The following is an 18,096-nucleotide window of genomic DNA, read 5'->3' on the forward strand; positions in this document are numbered from 1 at the left end:
CTTAGCTGCCCCGATAGGTCGAATAGGCATAGGGCGATACAAGCAAGGGGACGTGATAATGGCCCGCATCCGCCATGCCGAATTCGACACTGATGCGATCGAGAAAAGGCGGATCGGCAAGGACGACGCCTCGCTCAATGAAATAAGACGCGACGGCAAATTCCAGCCGATAGCGCCCCGGTGCCAGCGTAGGCAGACCGGGGCAGCGGCCATCGGCGTCCGTTACGGCAGCAAACAGCAATTGCCCCTCCCCGTCGAAGAGCCGCAATGCGACGCCGACGGCGGGGCAGCCATGAATGGTGTCGAGGACATGGGTGGACAGGCTGACCATCACGCCGCTTCCTCTGTTGGCTTCGGCCATTGCCCGACAAATTCGGCCTCGTCATAGGCCAGCAGGTCAGCGACCAACGCCGTACGATCGTCCAGAAAAAGCTGGTCCGTGATGCCGCGCAGCAGCCGGGGCAGCGCCGCTTGTAGGCCAGACAGGGCGGAGGCGGAAAGGCCCAGGCTGATGAGCGCGGAATAGTTGAACGCAAACAGCCCGTGGAGCGCACCGCCCTGCCCTTCTTCGCGCGGCATCAGTTCAAAGCCGTTGCCGAGATAGGGATGGGCGTCGATCAGTGCGTTGGAGATACCCGGCGACGGCGTGTAGCGATCGGCCCAGCGGGCTATGCGCTGTGCGACAAGGCCCAGTTCTGGACGCAGGCCGGGATCGCTGACCAAGCCGGTAGACAGGATGACGAAGTCGAACGTGAAATCGCCTGCGGGCGTTGTCACATGGACGCCGCCGTCGCGTTCCTCCACCCCCGTCCAGGGCGCGCCCAGATGCAGTGCGAAGCCGGGCCAACTCGCCGCGCGATCGAACGTGTCGTTGGTCGGCGGCTGGTTGTGACCTAAGAAGCTCGCCATTACCGCATATTTGTCCGCGTCCGACAGCGCGGGATAGCGGCCGGTGAAGCCGACTTGCTCCATGAAGCGGATCGGGTTGATGCGCGGCAGTACCGGGCGGCGAATGAAGACATCGACCTCGCGCACGCCTAGACCCAACGCCGCATTCGCATTGTCGAAGGCCGACGCCCCGCCGCCCAATATGCCGACCCGCTTACCCACGAGCGCGGCAAAATCGATTGGCTCGCTGGTATGGGCATAAAGGCTGCGCGGCAAAGCATCGCGGATCATGGCAGGCGTATACCATTCACCGCCGCCCTGTATGCCGGTTGCCAGCACGATCTTGCGCGCCAGCAAAGGGGACTGGCCGTCAAGATGCAGGCGATGGAGGCCATCGCCGAGCGGCTCGATGAGGGCGAGCTTCGTATCGTTGCGGACGGGCAGCGCCAGCACATGCCGATACCAGCGCAGATAGGCCATCCAGTCGCCGCGTGCGATCTTGTCGACCGCGTCCCAGCCTGCGGCACCATGCTGCGCTTCCCACCAGGCGCGGTAGGTCAGCGCCGGAATACCGAAGTCGATGGGGTTCAGATCCTTGGGTGTGCGCAGCGTGATCATCCGCGCATAGGTGTCCCATGGCCCTTCCCGCCCGGCGGGATTTTCGTCGATAACGAGGATGTTGGAAACCCGTTCGCGCAGCAGGCCGAAAGCGGCGGCCAGGCCGCTCTGCCCCCCGCCGACGATGACCACATCATAGACATGGCCTTCCCGGTGGACGCGCGGCCGCGTCCAGTCCGTGCCGCCATGGCCGATCAGGACGAGTTGCCGCGCCAGCGCCGCTTCGAGCGCGGGCAGGCCGATGGCCGCGCTCATGCGCCCTGCTCCAGGCGCAACCGGACGATCTCGCCAATCTGGGCGAGCGCGGTTGCGACCTCTTCATCGCGACCATTGCCCAGACGCTGCTCCATCGCCGCCAATATCCCCGCTTTGTCCGTCAACCGCACACAGATGATGAAGGGGAAATCGAAGCGTTCCCGATAGGCCGCGTTGAGGGCATGGAAGCGGTCATATTCCTGGCTGGTCAGGCGATCGAGCCCGGCGGATGCCTGTTCGGCAGCGGATGCGTCGGTCAGCGTCCTGTCGATCGCCGCCTTGCCTGCCAATTCGGGATGGGCACGGATCAGCGCCAATTGTTCTTCGACTGTCGCATCATGGACAACCGCCATCAGATCGGCATGGCGATCCCCCGACGAAGGGCGCGCGTCGGCGCGCGCCTCCACCCAGGGACTATGGTCGAACAGGGCATTTTTGGGGCGGCTCAATGCGTGTTCCCCTCCAGACTGACATGGGCGGAAACGACCTTCCAGCCATCCGAGAACTTGACCCAACTTTGTGTCTGGCGGCCGCGCCGATCGCTGTTTTCGCGAAAAAACTCCGCATCGGCGGTCGCGAACGCATCACCATAGACGGTGATGGCGACTTTCCCCAGTCGGCGTTGGGGCGACCCGCCCCGCCCTTTGCGGAACGCGCGGATTTCCTCAATGCCATAGAGCACTTCGCCCACGCCATAACGGTTGGTGGTCGGCGCATTGTGGAACAGTGCGTCCATCGCGGGCACGTCGTCCGTCATCAGTGCGCGCTCATATTCCGCAAAGGCGGCGGTGACTTCGGCGAGCAGGATCGGATCGTCAATCATCATGCGGGGTATACCTTCATCCAGTGGCGGGCAATGTCGATGCGGCGCGCGACCCAGGCGTCGCCGCTGGCGATGACATGGTCCAGGAAACGGGCGAGCGCTGCGGCGCGCGCCGGTCGCCCTGCAATGCGACCGTGCAGGCCGACCGACATCATGCGCCCGCCTTCGCCCCGCAATTGGTCGAACGTGTCGCGCAGATAGCGGAAGAACTGGTCGCCTTCGGTAAAGCCGTTGAGCGCGACGCACTTCATGTCATTGGCATCGAGCGTGTAGGGGATGACCAACTGGGCCTTGCCGCCGTTCAGCAGCGAATGCCGATGATCCCAATAGGGCAGGTCGTCGGCATAGCTGTCGGCGTCGTACAGGAAGCCGCCTTCCTGCGCGACGAGACGGCCGGTATTTGGCGAGGTGCGGCCCTGATACCAGCCGAGCGGGCGCGCGCCGGTGAGGCTTTGGTGGAGGGCAATGGCCTGCGCGATATGGGCGCGCTCCACATCTTCGGGCACATATTGATAGTCGATCCATTTAAGACCGTGGCTGGCGATTTCCCAGTCAGCCGCCAGCATCGCATCGACCGCTGCAGGGTTCATCGCCATCGCATTGGCAACGCCGAAAACCGTCACCGGAAGGCCGCGATCGATAAAGAGGCGATGCAGCCGCCAGAAGCCCGCACGGCTGCCATATTCATACAGGCTTTCCATCGCCATGGCGCGCGCCGGGTGGCTGACGGCGCCGACCATTTCGGACAGGAAGGCTTCGGACCCTTTGTCGCCGTTGAGGACACTGTTTTCCGCCCCCTCCTCATAATTGATGACGAACTGCACGGCGATAGACGCGCCGTCGGGCCAGCACGGATCGGGCGGCGCCTGGCCATAGCCGACAAGGTCGCGAGGCAGGCTCATGCGTCCCATGCCTTCAACGCGGCGCGCACCGCCGCACCGGGGGGCAGGCTGAAGCCTTCGCGCATCAGGCAGGCTTCAAGCGCGCCCAGCGTTATCAGCACTTTGTGCCGCATCGCATTATAACCCATCGCCCCTATCCGCCAAATCCGTCCCTGAAGCGGGCCGAAAGCGGTGCCGATCTCAATCTCGAAATGGTCGCGCATGGCAATGCGGACGCGGTCATTATCGACACCGTCCGGGATGAAAACGCCGGTCACATTGGTCATCCGGTGGGCATCGTCGCCAAAGAGCGTCAGGCCCATCGCGCGTAGGCCCGCGCTCACCGCCCGACCGGCTGCCGCGTGGCGCGCATGGCAGGCGTCGAGGCCTTCGCCGAGCAACACCCGCGCGCATTCCCGCGCGGCATACAGCATTGAGGTCGCTTCGGTATGGTGGTTCAACCGCTTGTCCGACCAATAGTCCATGATCATGGCGAGATCGAAATAGTTGGAGCCGATGCGCGGTCCGGCCCCATCCACGCTGTCGGCACTGCGGATTCCCGCTTCGACATGGCGGCGTGCGAAGATATGCTCGCTCGCGCGATCGGAAATCGTGATGGGGGCGGAGCCCGATGGGCCACCCAGGCATTTTTGCAGGCCGCTGGTGACGACATCGACACCCCAGCGGTCTGCCGCAATCTCCATCCCGCCCATGGTCGCGGTCGCATCGACATAGCTGAGCGCCCCGGCCGCGCGGCATAGATCGCCCAGCCCATCGAGCGGTTGGGCCATGGTGGTCGACGTGTCGCCATGGACGCAGGCGACGACTTTGGGTGCGGTGCGTTCGATGGCGGAAGCGATCGCCGCCATCGGCACGACTTCCCCCCAGGGCGCGTCCACGGTTTCGATGACGGCACCGATGCGCGTCAGGATTTCGCCCAGCAACAGGCCGAAGCGACCGAAATTGATGACCAGCACCGTGTCGCCCGGTAGGACCAGCGAGATCAGCGCCGCCTCTATGCCCGCGCGGGCGGTGCCGTCGATCAACATGGTCCAATGGTTCTGCGTGCCGAAGATCGGGCGATAGAGCGCCATCACCTGGTTCATATAGCCGGTCATCTCGGGATCGAACTGACCCAGAAGATCCGCCGACATGGCGCGCAGCACACGCGGATGCGCATTGACCGGGCCGGGCCCCATCAGCAGCCGCTGCGGCGGATCGATTTCACCGAAAAGCAGAGGGTCAAGCGGGGTCAAAGGTCGCTCCTAATCGGTGGATGAAGCCGAGCATCACCTGCAACGCGACATCGGCATCGGCAGGATCGACATGTTCGGCGGGATGATGACTGATGCCATCCTTGCAGCGGATGAACAGCATGGCGGTCGGACAATGTGCGGCCATGACCATCGCGTCATGCCCCGCGCCCGACACGAGGCGGAAGCGCCGATGCCCCGCATCGGCAATGGCGGCGTCCATCAGGTCCATCAGCGCTGGATCGCACGGACTGGCGGGCAGGTCGTGGATGCGCTGGGTATCGATCCCCAATCCGCGGCGTTCAGCGATACGGACAATGGTATCGAGCATCGCCTCCGCCGCCTGATCGCGCCGCGCTTCATCGCCCGACCTTATATCGATCGAAAAACGGATGTCCCCGGCAATGACATTGGGTGCGCCAGGCAGCGCCGCAATCTGCCCCACCGTCGCCACCAGATCGGACGCATCGTCGCGCGCGATAGTTTCGATCGCCAGGATCATCTCGGCCGTGCCGGCAAGAGCATCGCGCCGAAGCGGCATCGCGCTCGTTCCGGCATGCCCTGCCATGCCCGTGACGACGACCTGATAGCGCAATTGCGCCGCGATCCCGGTCACCGTGCCGACGGCCAGCCCCTCCGCCTCCAGCACGGGCCCCTGTTCGATATGCGTTTCGAGATAGGCGAGCGTCGAACCGGGCGCGCGGGCGGCGGAGAGATAGTCGGTGAGGTTAACACCCGCTTCGGCCAGCGGCACGCCAGCAGCGTCGGCGATCGCGAGCGCGTCGGCGGCCAGCGTACCGGCAACGGCGCGACTGGTGAGCATGGCGGCGGGGAAGCGCGACCCTTCTTCGTCACCAAAGGCAATGACCTCGATCGGGAAAGGGGGGCGTTGGCCCATCCAATCCAGCGCCTCCACCGCCTCCACGCCCAGCATGATGCCGAGCGGCCCGTCATAGCGCCCGCCATCGCGTACACTGTCGAGATGGCTGCCGATCAGCAGCGCGGGAGCATCGGGCCGGGTGCCTTCATAACGGCCGATCAGGTTGGCGGCGGCATCGCGGCGCACGGCCATGCCCGCCTGCGCCATCCATCTGGCCAGCGCCTCCTGAGCCGCGGCATAGGCCGGGGTCAGATAACCGCGATACAGGCCACCCTCCATGTCGCTATAGGGCGCAACGCCCAGTGCGTCGCAGCGGGCGACCGCACGTGAGCCGCCGGGGGGCAATGCGATCACCATGTCGCGACCTGCCCGTCGCTGCGCGGATCGGTCGCGCCGTCGAGGCGGCCATCGGCGTGGCGGACAATGGCACCGGCATGACCCATAGTCGCGGTCAGCGGCCCTGCCCGCTCGACATCATGGCCCGCGGCCGCGAGATCTGCATAAAGCGCTTCGTCAAACCCGTCCTCCAGCTTGAGCGTCGTGCTATTCTCCCCCCACGTCCGCCCAAGCAGCCAGCGCGGGGCGCTGATCGCCTGCTGGAGGTCAATGCCAAAACGGGCGTAGCGGGTAAAAAGCGCGGCCTGGGTCTGGGGCTGGCCCTCTCCGCCCATCGTGCCATAGGCCATCACCCGCCCGTCGTCGAAACGGGCCAGCGCGGGGTTGAGCGTATGGAAAGGCTTGCGGCCGGGCACCAGGGCGTTCCAGCCGTCCGTCGCCAGGCGGAAACTGCTGCCCCGGTTCTGCCAGGTAATGCCGGTTTGCGGCAGTACGAGGCCCGACCCAAATTCGAAATAGGTGGACTGGATCGCGCTCACGACCCGCCCTTCCCTGTCCGCGGCGGCAAACCAGCAGGTGTCGCCCTGCGCCGATGGACGCGGCCAGGGCATGGCTTGGCCTCGGTCGATCGACGCGGCAATGCCATCCAGCGCGTCCTGATCGTCCAACAGTCCCTGATAATCGAAATCATGGAAGGCCGGGTCGCCGACATGGGTGTCGCGCAGCAGGAAGGCCTGCTTGGTCGCCTCCACCAGGCCATGCACATGATCAAAGCCGTCCGCCTGCGCCGCCGCGAGCCGATCGAACAGCGCGAGGATCAGCAGCGAGGCGAAGCCCTGGGTCGGCGGCGCGCTGTTATACAGATCGATGCCGGCGATGCGTGCGCGCAGCGGGATCGGGCGGGTTGCCTGATGCATCGCCAGATCATCGCCGCCGACTGGGCTGCCCAGCATCGCCAGATCCTGCGCCACCTTGTCGGCAAGCGCCCCTTTGTAGAAATCGGCAATCCCGTCGGTGGCGATCGCCCGCAACGTGGTCGCCAGCGCGGGTTGGCGCAAAACATCCCCTTCCCGCAAGGGAACGCCGTCGGGTTCGAAGATGGCGGCATAGGCACCGGGCTGGATGCGCAACTCGCCGCCCTTGGCGGCCGCGATAGCCGCGCCGCCTGCGGTCACAGCCACGCCGTTGTCGGCATGGTCGATGGCGTCGCGTAGCAGCCGGGATAGCGGCAATCTCCCGCCATCGCTCTGCAATATCGCGGCCCACGCCGAGAGGGTGCCCGCCACCGTATTGGCCGCCAGCGGCCCGCGCGTCGGCACCGTGCCATGCCCCGCATAGAGGCCGAGGTCCGCCCGCGCCGCTGCACCACCGCAGCCATGCACGCTGTCGACCGTTCCGTCCGGCTGTGCGACCAACCAGAAACTGTCGCCGCCGATGCCGGTCATATGGGGATAGACCACCGCCAACGTGGCTGCAACAGCCACCGCTGCTTCGACCGCGTTACCGCCGTCCTTCAGCACGTCGCAACCCGCCTGCGCCGCCAGCCAGTGGGGCGCAGTCACCATGCCGTTCGTGCCGCTGATGGTAGAAAGCGCCATCATCCTAGTCCGGCAGTGCAGCGACGAAGGTGCGCACGACGTCGGCACTGTTGACCGAGGCCAGCGCCATGAAGGTGTTCATCTGGTTGGCACCCGCATCGCCCCCCGCCAAGTCCGACAGGCTACGGAACACGATGGTCGGTATGGCATTGGCATAGGCGACCTGCACGACGGCCGCGCTTTCCATGTCCAACACCTGCGCCTTCCACGCTTGGGCTAGATAATCCCGAAATTCGGCATTGTCGGCATAGACGCCGGCACTGACACCCGTGCCGCCGACCACGAATTTGGGGTCATTGGCCAGGCAGTTGGCGGTGCTTGCCTGACCGTCCGTGCAGCGGCGCAGTGTCACGCGCGCCGCGATTTTTCGCGCGAGCGCCAGCAGGCCCGGATCGACCGCCTGCCGATAATGGCGGCGCGAGGCTTCGGTGGCGTTGCCCAACCGCACGCCACGCGGGAACATCATGCCGAAAGGGGGCGGTGCCTCTGCATCGACGGGTTCGGGCACGACCCAGCCCTGCGGGGTCTGCCGCGCGAAGGACACCTCCAGATATTGCGCCCAATCTTCCGGCACTACGACATCGCCGATCGTCAGCGCGGGATCGACCCCGCCTGCGATGCCCGAAAAGATGATCCGCTTCACGGTGAAGCGATCCAGTACCAATTGGGTATTCATCGCCGCATTGACCATGCTGACACCGCTTTGCATCAGCAGAACAGGCTTGCCCGCCATGGTGCCTGTCAGCATCGTGAGGCCATTGATGCGATGGGTTTTGGGCCGCGCGATCGAATGGGCCAGCGCGTCCCATTCCGGCGCGAAGGCGGTCATGACCACGGTGCGCGGTGTCCGGTCGAGCGGTCTGGCCGACGCCGATAGCGGCAGCAACAGCGCGCCTAGCGCGAGGAACAGCGCCCGCATCATGCCGCGCTCATCCAGATGAAGCGGACCACGAACAGCGCGGCCAGCAGGAACAGAAACCAGTCGCCTTTGGTCGCCGTACCGCGCAGGAACTTCAATATGGCATGGGCAGTGATGCCAAAGGCAAGGCCGTTGGCGATCGAGAAAGTGAGCGGGATCATCGCTACGGTCAGGAAGGCAGGGATCGCCGAGAGCGGGTCTTCCCACTCGACTTCGGTGAGCGGCAGCAGCATCAGGCCGCCAACGATGATGAGCGCTGGCGCGGTCGCCGCGAGCGGCACGATCTGCGCATAGGGCGCGACGAACATGGTGGCCAGGAACAGGATGCCAGTGACGACCGCCGTTAGTCCGGTCCGCCCGCCCGCCTGGACGCCTGCGGCGCTTTCGACATAGCTGGTGACGGTGCTGGTGCCCGCCACTGATCCGACGATGGTGGCGGTGGCATCGGTTATAAGGATGCGGTTGAGCCTCGGTATCCGCCCCGCCTTGTCCATCAGGCCCGCCCGCTTGGTGACTGCGACCAGCGTGCCAATATTGTCGAACAGATCGACGAAGAGGAAGACGAACAGGATTTCGAGCAGGCCAAGACCATGGCTGCCGGTCAGGCCGAAAACGCCCGGCAGGTCCAGTTGGAAGGCGGTGCCGGTCAATGCGTCCAGGCTGTAGGGTTCGGGACTGACAGTCACCTGGCCAAACAGCCAGCCTACCAGCGTCGTTGCAATGATGCCGATCAGCATCGCACCGCGCACGTTCCAGACGCTCAGCACGCCGATGACGAGCAGGCCGAACAGGGCGAGCGCGGCACCCGGAGCCTTGAGATCGCCAAGCGCCACGAAGGTGGCGGGATTGGCGACGACAATGCCCGCATTCTTAAGGCCGATGAAGCCGATGAACAGGCCAATGCCGCCTGCGACAGCCGCGAACAGGTGCATGGGAATGGCGGCCACGATCATCTGGCGCACGCCGGTCAGCGTTAGGATCAAAAAGGCAATGCCCGAAATGAAAACGCATCCCAGCGCGATCGGCCAGGGGATGCCCATCTGCTGAACGACGGTGAAACTGAAATAGGCGTTAAGGCCCATGCCCGGTGCCAACGCCAAGGGTGTATTGGCAACCAGTCCCATCAGGATCGACCCGAAGGCTGCGGCAAAACAGGTGGCGGCGGCGACAGCCGCGATCGGCATCCCGGCCTGGCCCAGGATCGCGGGATTGACCAGTACGATATAGGCCATCGTCAGAAAGGTGGTGAAACCCGCCAATATTTCGGTTTGGGCCGACGTCCCCCGTTCCGTCAGCCCGAAATAGCGTTCGAGCCGCCCGCCCCCCGGCTGTATCGCCACGTCCGTCATTATGCGTCCCCCTGATATGCGTCCGTCGGCGATGTTACGCCAGTCAATCCCTTGTCTTCCAACATTGCGGCAAAGCGCAACAACGTCGCCTCGCTCCCTGCCTTGCCGATCAGTTGCAGCCCCAGCGGCAGACGGCCCGGACGGCGCAACGGCACGCTGAGCGATGGCAGGCCGATAAAGCTGATCGGCTGGGTATGGATGCCAAGGTCCGCCCGAGCGGGGGACAGCGCGCCGTCGATCAGAATGCGCGGGTCCGCGATTAGCGGCGCAACACAAGGCGTCGCAGGCGCGAGCAGCACGTCATGATCGGCGATCAGGGCGGTGATCCGCTGCCTATAGTCCGCGCGAAAGGCCTGGGCTGCCTCATACAGGTTTTGCGGCAGGAGCGCCCCGGCCAGCAGCCGGTCGCGGGTTGCCGGATCGAACGCCATGGCATCGCGGCCGAGCGCCTCGCGGTGGAGCGCGCCCCCTTCGGCGGCGGTGATCAGGAAGGCAGCCGAGCGCGCCCGCGCAATATCGGGCAGGTCGATCAATGGCGCGTCGGGCGCAATCGCCTGCATCGCCGCAATTTGGTCCTCATCGGCATTGGCACGGAAACGGCCACCCAACTGCGCGACGCGGATTTGATCGCGCGGGACGTCATGCCCGCCGGTCAACACATCCCACAGGCACTGCATGTCGGCGATGCTGCGTGTGAAGGGGCCGACATCGTCGAAACTATGGGCAAAGGGGAAGACGCCACCCATCGGCAATGTGCCATGGGTGGGCTTCAACCCATAGATGCCGGTCAGGCTGGCGGGTACACGGACCGATCCATTGGTGTCGGACCCCAGCGAGAAGGGCAAATATTGCGCAGCGACGATCGCCGCCGACCCGCCGGACGATCCGCCTGCAAGGCGATTTAGATCATGGGGGTTTCGCGTCGTGCCATGCCGCGCGTTAATGGTTGCAAAGCCATAAGCGAATTCATCCATGTTGAGCGTCGCCACCAGCACGGCCCCTGCCCCGCGCAGTCGAACGATCGCCTCGGCATCGGCAATGGCGGGTGGGGCGTGGGCGTAGAGGGCCGACCCGGCGGTGGTCGGCTGCCCCTGAATGTCGAACAGATCCTTGACGCCATAGGGTACACCGGCGAGCGGCCCAGGATCGCGCCCGGACGCGATGGCTGCGTCGATGGCGGCCGCCTCCATTCGGGCCCGGTCGGCCAGGATGCCCGTCACTGCAACCAACCGACCCCCTTCGGCCGCTAATCCGGCAAGGCATGCGTCCAGCACCGCCATGGCGCTCATTTGCCCTGACCGAACACAGGCGGCGATCTCGACGGCCTGCTTCATGAAGGGTCGGTCGCAAACAGGGTGTCGGCATGGCGGTCCAGCAGGGCCAGATTGGCCGTGACGCCTGCCATACAGGCTTGGGGAATGGTCAGGCCGCACTTGTCCGCCGCGCTTTCAATCTCCGGCACACTGCGCGGAAGCGGCGGGCGTTGCATGGTCGGCGCATCATCCGGGTGTCGCGCGAACCAACCGGCCAGCGCGGCGCACAGAAACAGTTGGATCTGGTGGAAGATCATCAGCGGCAGGATGATGACACCGACCTGTGCCGCCGGGAAAAGCGCGCCCGCCATCGGCACGCCCGCAACCAGGCTCTTCTTGGACCCGCAAAATAGGAGGACGATCCTATCCGCGCGCGGCAGGCCGACGAGGCGGGCTAGCCCCAGGTTCGCGCCCATCACGATGAGCAGCATCACAATACTGAGCAGCAGCAGGAGCAACAGGTCGGGGATGCCCACCTGCGACCAGATGCCGCCAACGACGGCGGCGCTGAACGCGCTGTAGACGACCAGCAAAATCGCCCCCCGGTCGATCGGCATCAACACCCGCTTGTGGCGGTCGATAAAGCTGCCGATCCATGGTCGGAGCATATGGCCCGCCAGGAAGGGGACCAGCAGTTGCAGCGCGATCACCTGGACCGACCGCCAGGATAAAGTTTCGCCTCCGCCATCCAGCGCCATGAACAGGCCGACCAAAAGCGGCGTGAGAAGCAGGCCAACGAGGTTGGACAGGGAAGCGCTGCACACCGCCGCCGCCACATTGCCGCCAGCGATCGCGGTAAACGCGATCGAGGACTGGACCGTCGATGGCAACAGGGTGAGGTAGAGCAGGCCGGTGAGCAGCAAGCCATCCGCCACGCCGCGGAACAGGGCAACCATGGCCAGGCCGATGGCGGGAAAGAGAATGTAGGTCGAGGCCAGGACATAGAGATGCAGCCGCCAGTTGCCCGCACCCTGAAGAATGGCGGCGCGCGACAATTTCGCGCCGTGCAGGAAAAACAGCAAGGCAATTGCCATATCCGCCGTGGCCTCGACCCACGGGACAGCAACACCGCGCGCCGGGAAGAGGGACGCACATGCCACCGTTGCGATCAGGCACAGCAGGAGGAAATCTGGCAGGAAGGAAGGCTTTGAGACGCGCACCATGGCTCTCTCTAGGCGGTTCTTACCCTACCGATCCAATAGAATGACTTGCACGGATCGTTGCAAAAAAGCGCGCACCTTCCTTCAAACGCTGCCCTCAGTTGAGTAACTGCTGTGGTTGCCGCCCGATATAAACTGGCACGGGACCAGCCCCAGCCAGGCGGCGAAGTCACGCCGATCGCGGAAGTTCTCTATGGGCGGGGCAAAGGCGTCGATCGCCAGGACGGTCTGCGGACAAACTCCGATCATCGTCTGCAGCCGACGCGCTATGTCCCGTTGGGCAGACAGAACCCTGGCTGCGCATTTCAAGAAGCGACTGAAGCCGCCCGCTTCGTGCAGGCCCAGCACAATCAGGCTCGCCGCCCCTGAGGCTGCCATCTTCCAGTACGTCTAGTTCCCGCCGCCGACATTCATATCTTGGCGGCATCAGCCCGCTCGCCTTCGAGGCCGAGGTGGCATAATGAGATAGGTGACCGGCACAAATCCGTACAAGTCCACTTTGGGATTATAACCGCTCAGAGATCGCGGTCCAGCGACCACAATGACGCACCGTGAGGGAATAGCGCCATTGGATCAGCTAACCGTAAAATTCGCTCTCGATCTTTGAAAGCGTTTCGAACCCATCCGCGATATGGCCGCGCATGGCGGCTTCCGCGCCTTCCGCATCGCCCGCCAGCAGCAATGCGAGCATCTTCTTGTGATCGGCGTTCGCGGTGCGCAGGCGGCTTTCGTCGTAGAAGCTTTCGAACAGCAGCCGGTGGATGGGCACGTTCAGGCGTTTGAGCAGTTCGGCGATGACCATGTTGCCGGAGCCTTGCACGATGATCCGATGCCATTCGAGATTAAGTCGGCCGAAGCGATCGGGCGCGCGGTCAAGCACGCACTGGTCTAGCTGGTCCTGCACCGCACATAGCTGGCGCTTGTCCTCGTCCGAGGCATTGCGCGCAAAATCGCCGGCGCAAATGCCTTCCAAGGCGATCCTGGCGCGATAAATCTGCGCGACTTCTTCCAGTCCCGTGCTCTTGACCGAGGCACCCCGAAATTCCTCTATCTGGACAAGACCCTCTCCTTCCAGACGCTGCAACGCTTCGCGTACCTTTGATCGGCTGGCGCCGGTCTGGCGAATGATATCGACCTCGACCAGCCGTTGTCCCGGCGAAAAGCGCCCGTTTCTGATGCGGTTGCGGACCCAATCCGCCACTTCCACGCCTGTGGGTGCCCGTTTTTCCATACCGTCCATAACCCAATAGTCTCGCCATCCAACAATATTGTCAACAATATTGTCAGCGATTTTTTGGTTGCATCGCCCTGTCTGATCGCTGATGAAATTGTCAACAATAGGAGAGAGCGATGCAGGCGGCGCGATCGATCGCAATGCTGGCGGCCTTGGGGGTCGCCATGCCGGGGCTGGCCAGGGACTATGCCGATGTGCAGCGTAGCTCGGTCTATGTGCCGGTGCGCGATGGCACGAAGCTGGCCGTCAACCTGTATCGCCCAAGCGACGAGGACAAGGTTGCGGCCGAAAAGCTGCCGGTGATCTTCGTCTTCACCCCCTATCGGGCGCGGTTTCGGGACAAGGATGACACGATCAGGGAAGTCGCGCTCGATGACCGGCTGGCGTTACGGTCGTTGATCAGGGCGGGCTATGTCGTCGCCGTGGCCGATATCCGCGGCAAGGGCGCGTCCTTTGGTCGCCGTCACGGTTTTCAGGACAGGACCGAAGCGCGCGACGGCCATGATCTGGTCGAATGGCTGGCGCGGCAGCCCTTTTCCAGCGGCAAGGTCGGCATGATCGGTTGTTCCTATCTGGGCGGCACCACCTTCCACACCGCCACCACCGCGCCGCCGTCGCTCAAGGCGGTGTTCGTCGGCGCGTCCGACCTGGACAAATATGCCTTCGTTCGGCGCGGCGGGATCACGGCACAATTCAACACCCGGCCGGACGAGCCGCTGAGCGATGATCTGGCGAGCCTGCCAGTGGATGGCGACCGCGACGGTGCGCAATTGCAGGCGGCGGTGCAGCAGCATGCGAAAAATACGCCGATGGCGGCGCTGTGGTATGGCATGCCGTATCGCGACAGCGTGTCGCCGCTGACGGGCAACGCCTTTTGGGAAGAGGTCGGCGTCTATCGCTATCTCGACGCGATCCGGCGGGCGGGGATTGCCACCTATTTCTGGAGCAACTGGCAGGACGAACCGACCGCCCAGTCGATCCTGAGCGCAGCGAACATGAAGGGATCGAAGTTCCTCGCCGGGCCGGGCAGCCATTGCATGCCGCCGCCAGGGTTCGACTTTGCCGGCGAGGTCGTCCGCTATTTCGACCATCATCTCAAAGGCGTCGACAATGGCATCGCCGCGGAACCGCGCGCGACCTATTGGGTCGAGGGGCTGGACGGCAAGGGCGGCTATGTGCGGTCCAACGCCTTGCCCGGCGAGACCGCGAAGCCCATCCGCTGGTTCCTTGACGCTGGGCGTAGCGGCACGGCCCGGTCGGTCAATGACGGGCGGCTGGACACAAAGTCGGGCAAGGCGGGTACGGACAGGTTCACCGTGCGCTACGACCTGCCACCTGCGGACTATTTCGCCTTTTGGGCCAAACCGATGGACGACAAGGGGCTGAGCTATACCAGCGCGCCCTTGGCCAAGGCGACCAAGCTGATCGGCTATCCGGTTGTGCGGTTACGTGTTTCGGCGGACAAGCCCGACGCCAATATCTTTGCCTATCTCGACCAGGTGGCCGCCGACGGCACGACGGAAGTCGTCGCCTTCGGTCGGCTGGCGCTGTCGCATCGCAAGACGGGTCAAGCGCCCTATAACACGATGGGGCTGCCCTGGCATTCGGGATTGCGCGCCGATGTCGCGACCTTGCCGCCGGGACAGCAGGCGGATCTGGCGATCGACCTGACGCCGGTGTCGCGCATCGTGCCGGCCGGGGCGCGGCTGCGCGTGACGATCGCGGGCGCAGACCCGCGCCAACGCAACCTCAAGGATATCGAACAGAAACCCGCGCCGGTCATCACCGTGCAGCGGGGCGGAACGAGAGCATCGTGGATCGAACTGCCGGTCGCGGATTGAACGACGGCGCAATGATAATGGCCGCGCAACGCGGCGAGGGAGGATGGCATGAACAGAAATCGTAAAGATGGGATCAGCCTGCGGGCGGCTTTGCAGATCGGCTGCTGCGGGATCGCCATGGGGATATCGGGCGTGGCGGCAGCGCAGGAAGAAGCGAGCACGGCCGATATCGTCGTCACCGGCAGTCGCGTGCGCGGTGCCGCGCCCGTTGGGTCGACGGTAACAACGCTTGGCCGGGCGGAAATGGAGGCATCGAGCGCCGTCACGGTCGATCGCATGATCAAGGAAATTCCGCAGGTCTTCGATCTGGGTGTGTCGGAAAATTCCCGCGGCCAATCGGGCGGCAGCGGCAACATCACCTATGGCAACTCGGTCAATCTGCGCGGCATCGGCCCCTATGCCACGCTGGTCATCATCGATGGCCACCGCGTGACCAACAACAGCCGGTCGATCGACCCCTCGGTCCTGCCCTCCTTGGGTGTCGAGCGGATCGAGGTCGTGGCGGATGGCGCATCGGCGGTCTATGGATCGGATGCCGTGGCTGGCGTGGTCAACCTGATCCCGCGTCGGTCGCTGGACGGGGGCGAAGTCTTTGCCCGGTCGGGCATCGCTTCGCGCGGCGATTTTCATGAAACGACGCTGGGCGCAGCCATCGGCAAGGTGTTTGATCGTGGCCAGATCATGGTCGCCTATGAGCATGTCGAACGATCAAACCTAAGCGGCGATGATCGCTCCTTCTTCACCAGCGACCAGCGGGCGTCAGGCGGCGGCGATTACCGGATCGCGCGCTGCGCACCCGGCAACATCAACGCCAATGGCACGACCTATGCGATCCCGGCTGGTGGCGTGACGCAGGCCAATGCGGGATCGCTAGCGGCAGGCACGATCAATCGGTGCGACGAACTGGCCAATCAGGATTTGATGCCGGAACAGAATTATGACTCGGTCAACAGCACTGGGCGGTTCGAATTCAACGATTGGCTGAGCGTCTTCTACGACGGCTTTTATTCCAAGCGGAATTTCTATCGCCGGTCGGCCTATTCCAACGCCCGGCTGACCGTGCCGCAGACCAATGCCTTTTTCGTGCGGCCCGCGGGCTTTACCGGCACCAGCTATACGCTCGATTATAATTTCCGCGACGATGTGCCGACCAATGACAGTTTCGGATCGGCCGAAAGCTGGCAGATTACGCCCGGCGTGCGCGCCAAACTGCCCTATGACTGGGAAGCCGAAGCCTTGTTCGGCTATGGCAAGACCAATGATTTTTCCGGTTCCTATCATGGCATCAACAATGCGGCGCTCAACGCGGCACTGGCGAGCAGCGATCCTGCGGCGGCGTTCGATCCCTATGGCCTGGGACGCACCAGCGAGACGCTATTGGCGACGATCGCCAACCAGATATTCCTCGCCCCCACCAATGGTCGCCTGAAAACCTATGAGGCCCGGCTCAACGGACCGCTCTTCACCCTGCCCGGCGGCGCGGTGAAGCTGGCGACGGGTTATGAACGGCAGGATTTCACCGTCGCCCTGGGGTCTGCGCGAGGCGCGCCGACTAACCCGATCACCTTCCGCCATTTCGGCCGCAAGGTGGATTCGGTCTATGGCGAACTCTACATCCCCCTCTTCGGCGCGGACAATGCGATGCCGGGGTTCGAGCGGCTGGAACTGAACGCAGCCGTGCGCCACGACAAATATAGCGACGTCGGATCGACCACCAACCCCAAATTCGGCATCAACTGGCAACCCGTGCGCTGGGCCAAGCTACGCGCCAGTTACGGCACGTCCTTCCGCGCGCCGACCATCCCTGAAATCTATGGCAATTCCAACAATATCTTCGGCCAGAGCTACCAGAATCCGGCGGGCGGCGCGCCGCTGCAGGGCTATGCCCTGTCTGGTCCCAATCTGGACCTGAAACCCGAAACCGCAACGACCTGGTCGATCGGCGCGGACTTTGATCCCCTGCCCAATCTGAATTTCGGCATCACCTATTGGGACGTCAAATATGAAAATCAGGTGCTGGCCAATCTGTCGAACCTGACCATCCTTGGCAATGAGGCGGAATATGCCGGGACCAGCATCATCCTGCGCGGGGCTGCCGCCGCAGCGCGGATACAGGAGTTGCTGGCCCAAGGCGTGGCGCTGGCGGGCGGCTCCTTCCCCGGCGGCGACCCTGCGAATGTCACGCTGTTCGTTGACGGTCGCAGCCAGAATCTGGGCGTGTCGGTGACGCGCGGCATCGATTTTACCGGCACCTGGAACACGCGGCTGGGCGCGAACGATGCGCTGACGGTCAATGTGTCGGGCACCTATCTCACCAAATATAATGTCGCCGTGACGCCTGCGGCTCCGCTGGTCGATCGGCGCAATGTCATCTTCAACCCCTTGAAACTGAAGGCGCGCGCCAGCGTGACATGGGATCATGGCCCGTTCAGCGCACGGGTTCTGGCGACCCATGTGGGCGGCTATCGCAACAACCTGACCAATCCGGTGCAATCTGTGAAAAGCTATACGCCCGTCGATCTGACGCTGAACTGGAAGATTGGCGACCAACAGGCCGACGGGTTCTTCGAAAAGGGCCTCGTGCTGGGGCTGGAGGTGCGCAACATGTTCGATATCGCGCCGCCCTATGTCAATCTGGCACCCAGTGGCAATGGCAGCGGCGGTTATGACGCGACGGCGAGCGACCCGATCGGGCGGCTGTTCGCGGTCAGCGTGCGCAAGTCCTTCTGAAGCGGAGCGGATAAGAGC

Annotated in this window: 15 protein-coding genes and 1 pseudogene; 2 read left to right on the forward strand and 14 right to left on the reverse strand. The window is 64.1% G+C overall.

Annotated features, from left to right (window positions below):
* Position 1: 1 nt before the first annotated feature.
* The 14 genes and pseudogenes from uraH to V2I08_RS09935 all read right to left on the reverse strand — a co-directional run bounded on the left by uraH (position 2) and on the right by V2I08_RS09935 (position 13,513).
* Entirely contained in the window at positions 2 to 331 is a 330-nt protein-coding gene (uraH, locus tag V2I08_RS09870) for a hydroxyisourate hydrolase (RefSeq protein WP_349634941.1), read from the reverse strand.
* Complete coding sequence (locus V2I08_RS09875) at positions 331 to 1,761, reverse strand: NAD(P)/FAD-dependent oxidoreductase (RefSeq protein WP_349634942.1); 1,431 nt, start codon at positions 1,759 to 1,761, stop codon at positions 331 to 333. Before V2I08_RS09875 ends, uraH begins: the two co-directional genes overlap by 1 nt.
* On the reverse strand, positions 1,758 to 2,210 hold the full coding sequence (uraD, locus tag V2I08_RS09880; protein WP_349634943.1) for a 2-oxo-4-hydroxy-4-carboxy-5-ureidoimidazoline decarboxylase: 453 nt from the start codon (positions 2,208 to 2,210) through the stop codon (positions 1,758 to 1,760). The genes V2I08_RS09875 and uraD overlap by 4 nt, the downstream gene beginning before the upstream one ends.
* On the reverse strand, positions 2,207 to 2,587 hold the full coding sequence (hpxZ, locus tag V2I08_RS09885; protein WP_349634944.1) for an oxalurate catabolism protein HpxZ: 381 nt from the start codon (positions 2,585 to 2,587) through the stop codon (positions 2,207 to 2,209). The genes uraD and hpxZ overlap by 4 nt, the downstream gene beginning before the upstream one ends.
* Positions 2,584 to 3,486, reverse strand: a complete 903-nt coding sequence (gene puuE / locus V2I08_RS09890; RefSeq protein WP_349634945.1) for an allantoinase PuuE — start codon at positions 3,484 to 3,486, stop codon at positions 2,584 to 2,586. Before puuE ends, hpxZ begins: the two co-directional genes overlap by 4 nt.
* Positions 3,483 to 4,721, reverse strand: a complete 1,239-nt coding sequence (locus V2I08_RS09895; RefSeq protein WP_349634946.1) for an alanine--glyoxylate aminotransferase family protein — start codon at positions 4,719 to 4,721, stop codon at positions 3,483 to 3,485. Before V2I08_RS09895 ends, puuE begins: the two co-directional genes overlap by 4 nt.
* Positions 4,708 to 5,955 carry an allantoate amidohydrolase gene (locus V2I08_RS09900; RefSeq protein ID WP_349634947.1) on the reverse strand — a complete coding sequence of 416 codons (1,248 nt, stop codon included), beginning with the start codon at positions 5,953 to 5,955 and terminating at the stop codon, positions 4,708 to 4,710. The genes V2I08_RS09895 and V2I08_RS09900 overlap by 14 nt, the downstream gene beginning before the upstream one ends.
* Entirely contained in the window at positions 5,949 to 7,532 is a 1,584-nt protein-coding gene (locus V2I08_RS09905; RefSeq protein WP_349634999.1) for a gamma-glutamyltransferase, read from the reverse strand. The genes V2I08_RS09900 and V2I08_RS09905 overlap by 7 nt, the downstream gene beginning before the upstream one ends.
* A gap of 4 nt (positions 7,533 to 7,536) precedes the next feature.
* Positions 7,537 to 8,454: a 5'-methylthioadenosine/S-adenosylhomocysteine nucleosidase gene (locus tag V2I08_RS09910; RefSeq protein ID WP_349634948.1), complete on the reverse strand. Its 918-nt coding sequence runs from the start codon at positions 8,452 to 8,454 to the stop codon at positions 7,537 to 7,539.
* Entirely contained in the window at positions 8,451 to 9,800 is a 1,350-nt protein-coding gene (locus V2I08_RS09915) for an NCS2 family permease (protein WP_349634949.1), read from the reverse strand. Before V2I08_RS09915 ends, V2I08_RS09910 begins: the two co-directional genes overlap by 4 nt.
* On the reverse strand, positions 9,800 to 11,134 hold the full coding sequence (locus V2I08_RS09920) for an AtzE family amidohydrolase (RefSeq protein WP_349634950.1): 1,335 nt from the start codon (positions 11,132 to 11,134) through the stop codon (positions 9,800 to 9,802). The genes V2I08_RS09915 and V2I08_RS09920 overlap by 1 nt, the downstream gene beginning before the upstream one ends.
* Positions 11,131 to 12,276 carry a bile acid:sodium symporter family protein gene (locus V2I08_RS09925; protein WP_349634951.1) on the reverse strand — a complete coding sequence of 382 codons (1,146 nt, stop codon included), beginning with the start codon at positions 12,274 to 12,276 and terminating at the stop codon, positions 11,131 to 11,133. The genes V2I08_RS09920 and V2I08_RS09925 overlap by 4 nt, the downstream gene beginning before the upstream one ends.
* A 117-nt stretch (positions 12,277 to 12,393) precedes the next feature.
* Positions 12,394 to 12,543 (reverse strand): annotated as a pseudogene (locus V2I08_RS09930) (transposase); the annotation flags it as partial.
* Between the two features lie 307 nt (positions 12,544 to 12,850).
* Entirely contained in the window at positions 12,851 to 13,513 is a 663-nt protein-coding gene (locus V2I08_RS09935; RefSeq protein WP_349634952.1) for a GntR family transcriptional regulator, read from the reverse strand.
* A 110-nt stretch (positions 13,514 to 13,623) separates the two neighbouring features.
* On the opposite strand from V2I08_RS09935, the gene V2I08_RS09940 reads away from it, so the two are divergent.
* Both V2I08_RS09940 and V2I08_RS09945 read left to right on the forward strand, forming a co-directional pair.
* Positions 13,624 to 15,348, forward strand: a complete 1,725-nt coding sequence (locus tag V2I08_RS09940) for a CocE/NonD family hydrolase (RefSeq protein ID WP_349634953.1) — start codon at positions 13,624 to 13,626, stop codon at positions 15,346 to 15,348.
* Positions 15,349 to 15,396: 48 nt separating this feature from the next.
* Positions 15,397 to 18,078 carry a TonB-dependent receptor domain-containing protein gene (locus tag V2I08_RS09945; RefSeq protein ID WP_349634954.1) on the forward strand — a complete coding sequence of 894 codons (2,682 nt, stop codon included), beginning with the start codon at positions 15,397 to 15,399 and terminating at the stop codon, positions 18,076 to 18,078.
* Positions 18,079 to 18,096 lie beyond the last annotated feature (18 nt).

The sequence above is a fragment of the Sphingobium sp. MK2 genome (genome assembly GCF_040170545.1).
In the GTDB taxonomy this organism is placed as follows: domain Bacteria; phylum Pseudomonadota; class Alphaproteobacteria; order Sphingomonadales; family Sphingomonadaceae; genus Sphingobium.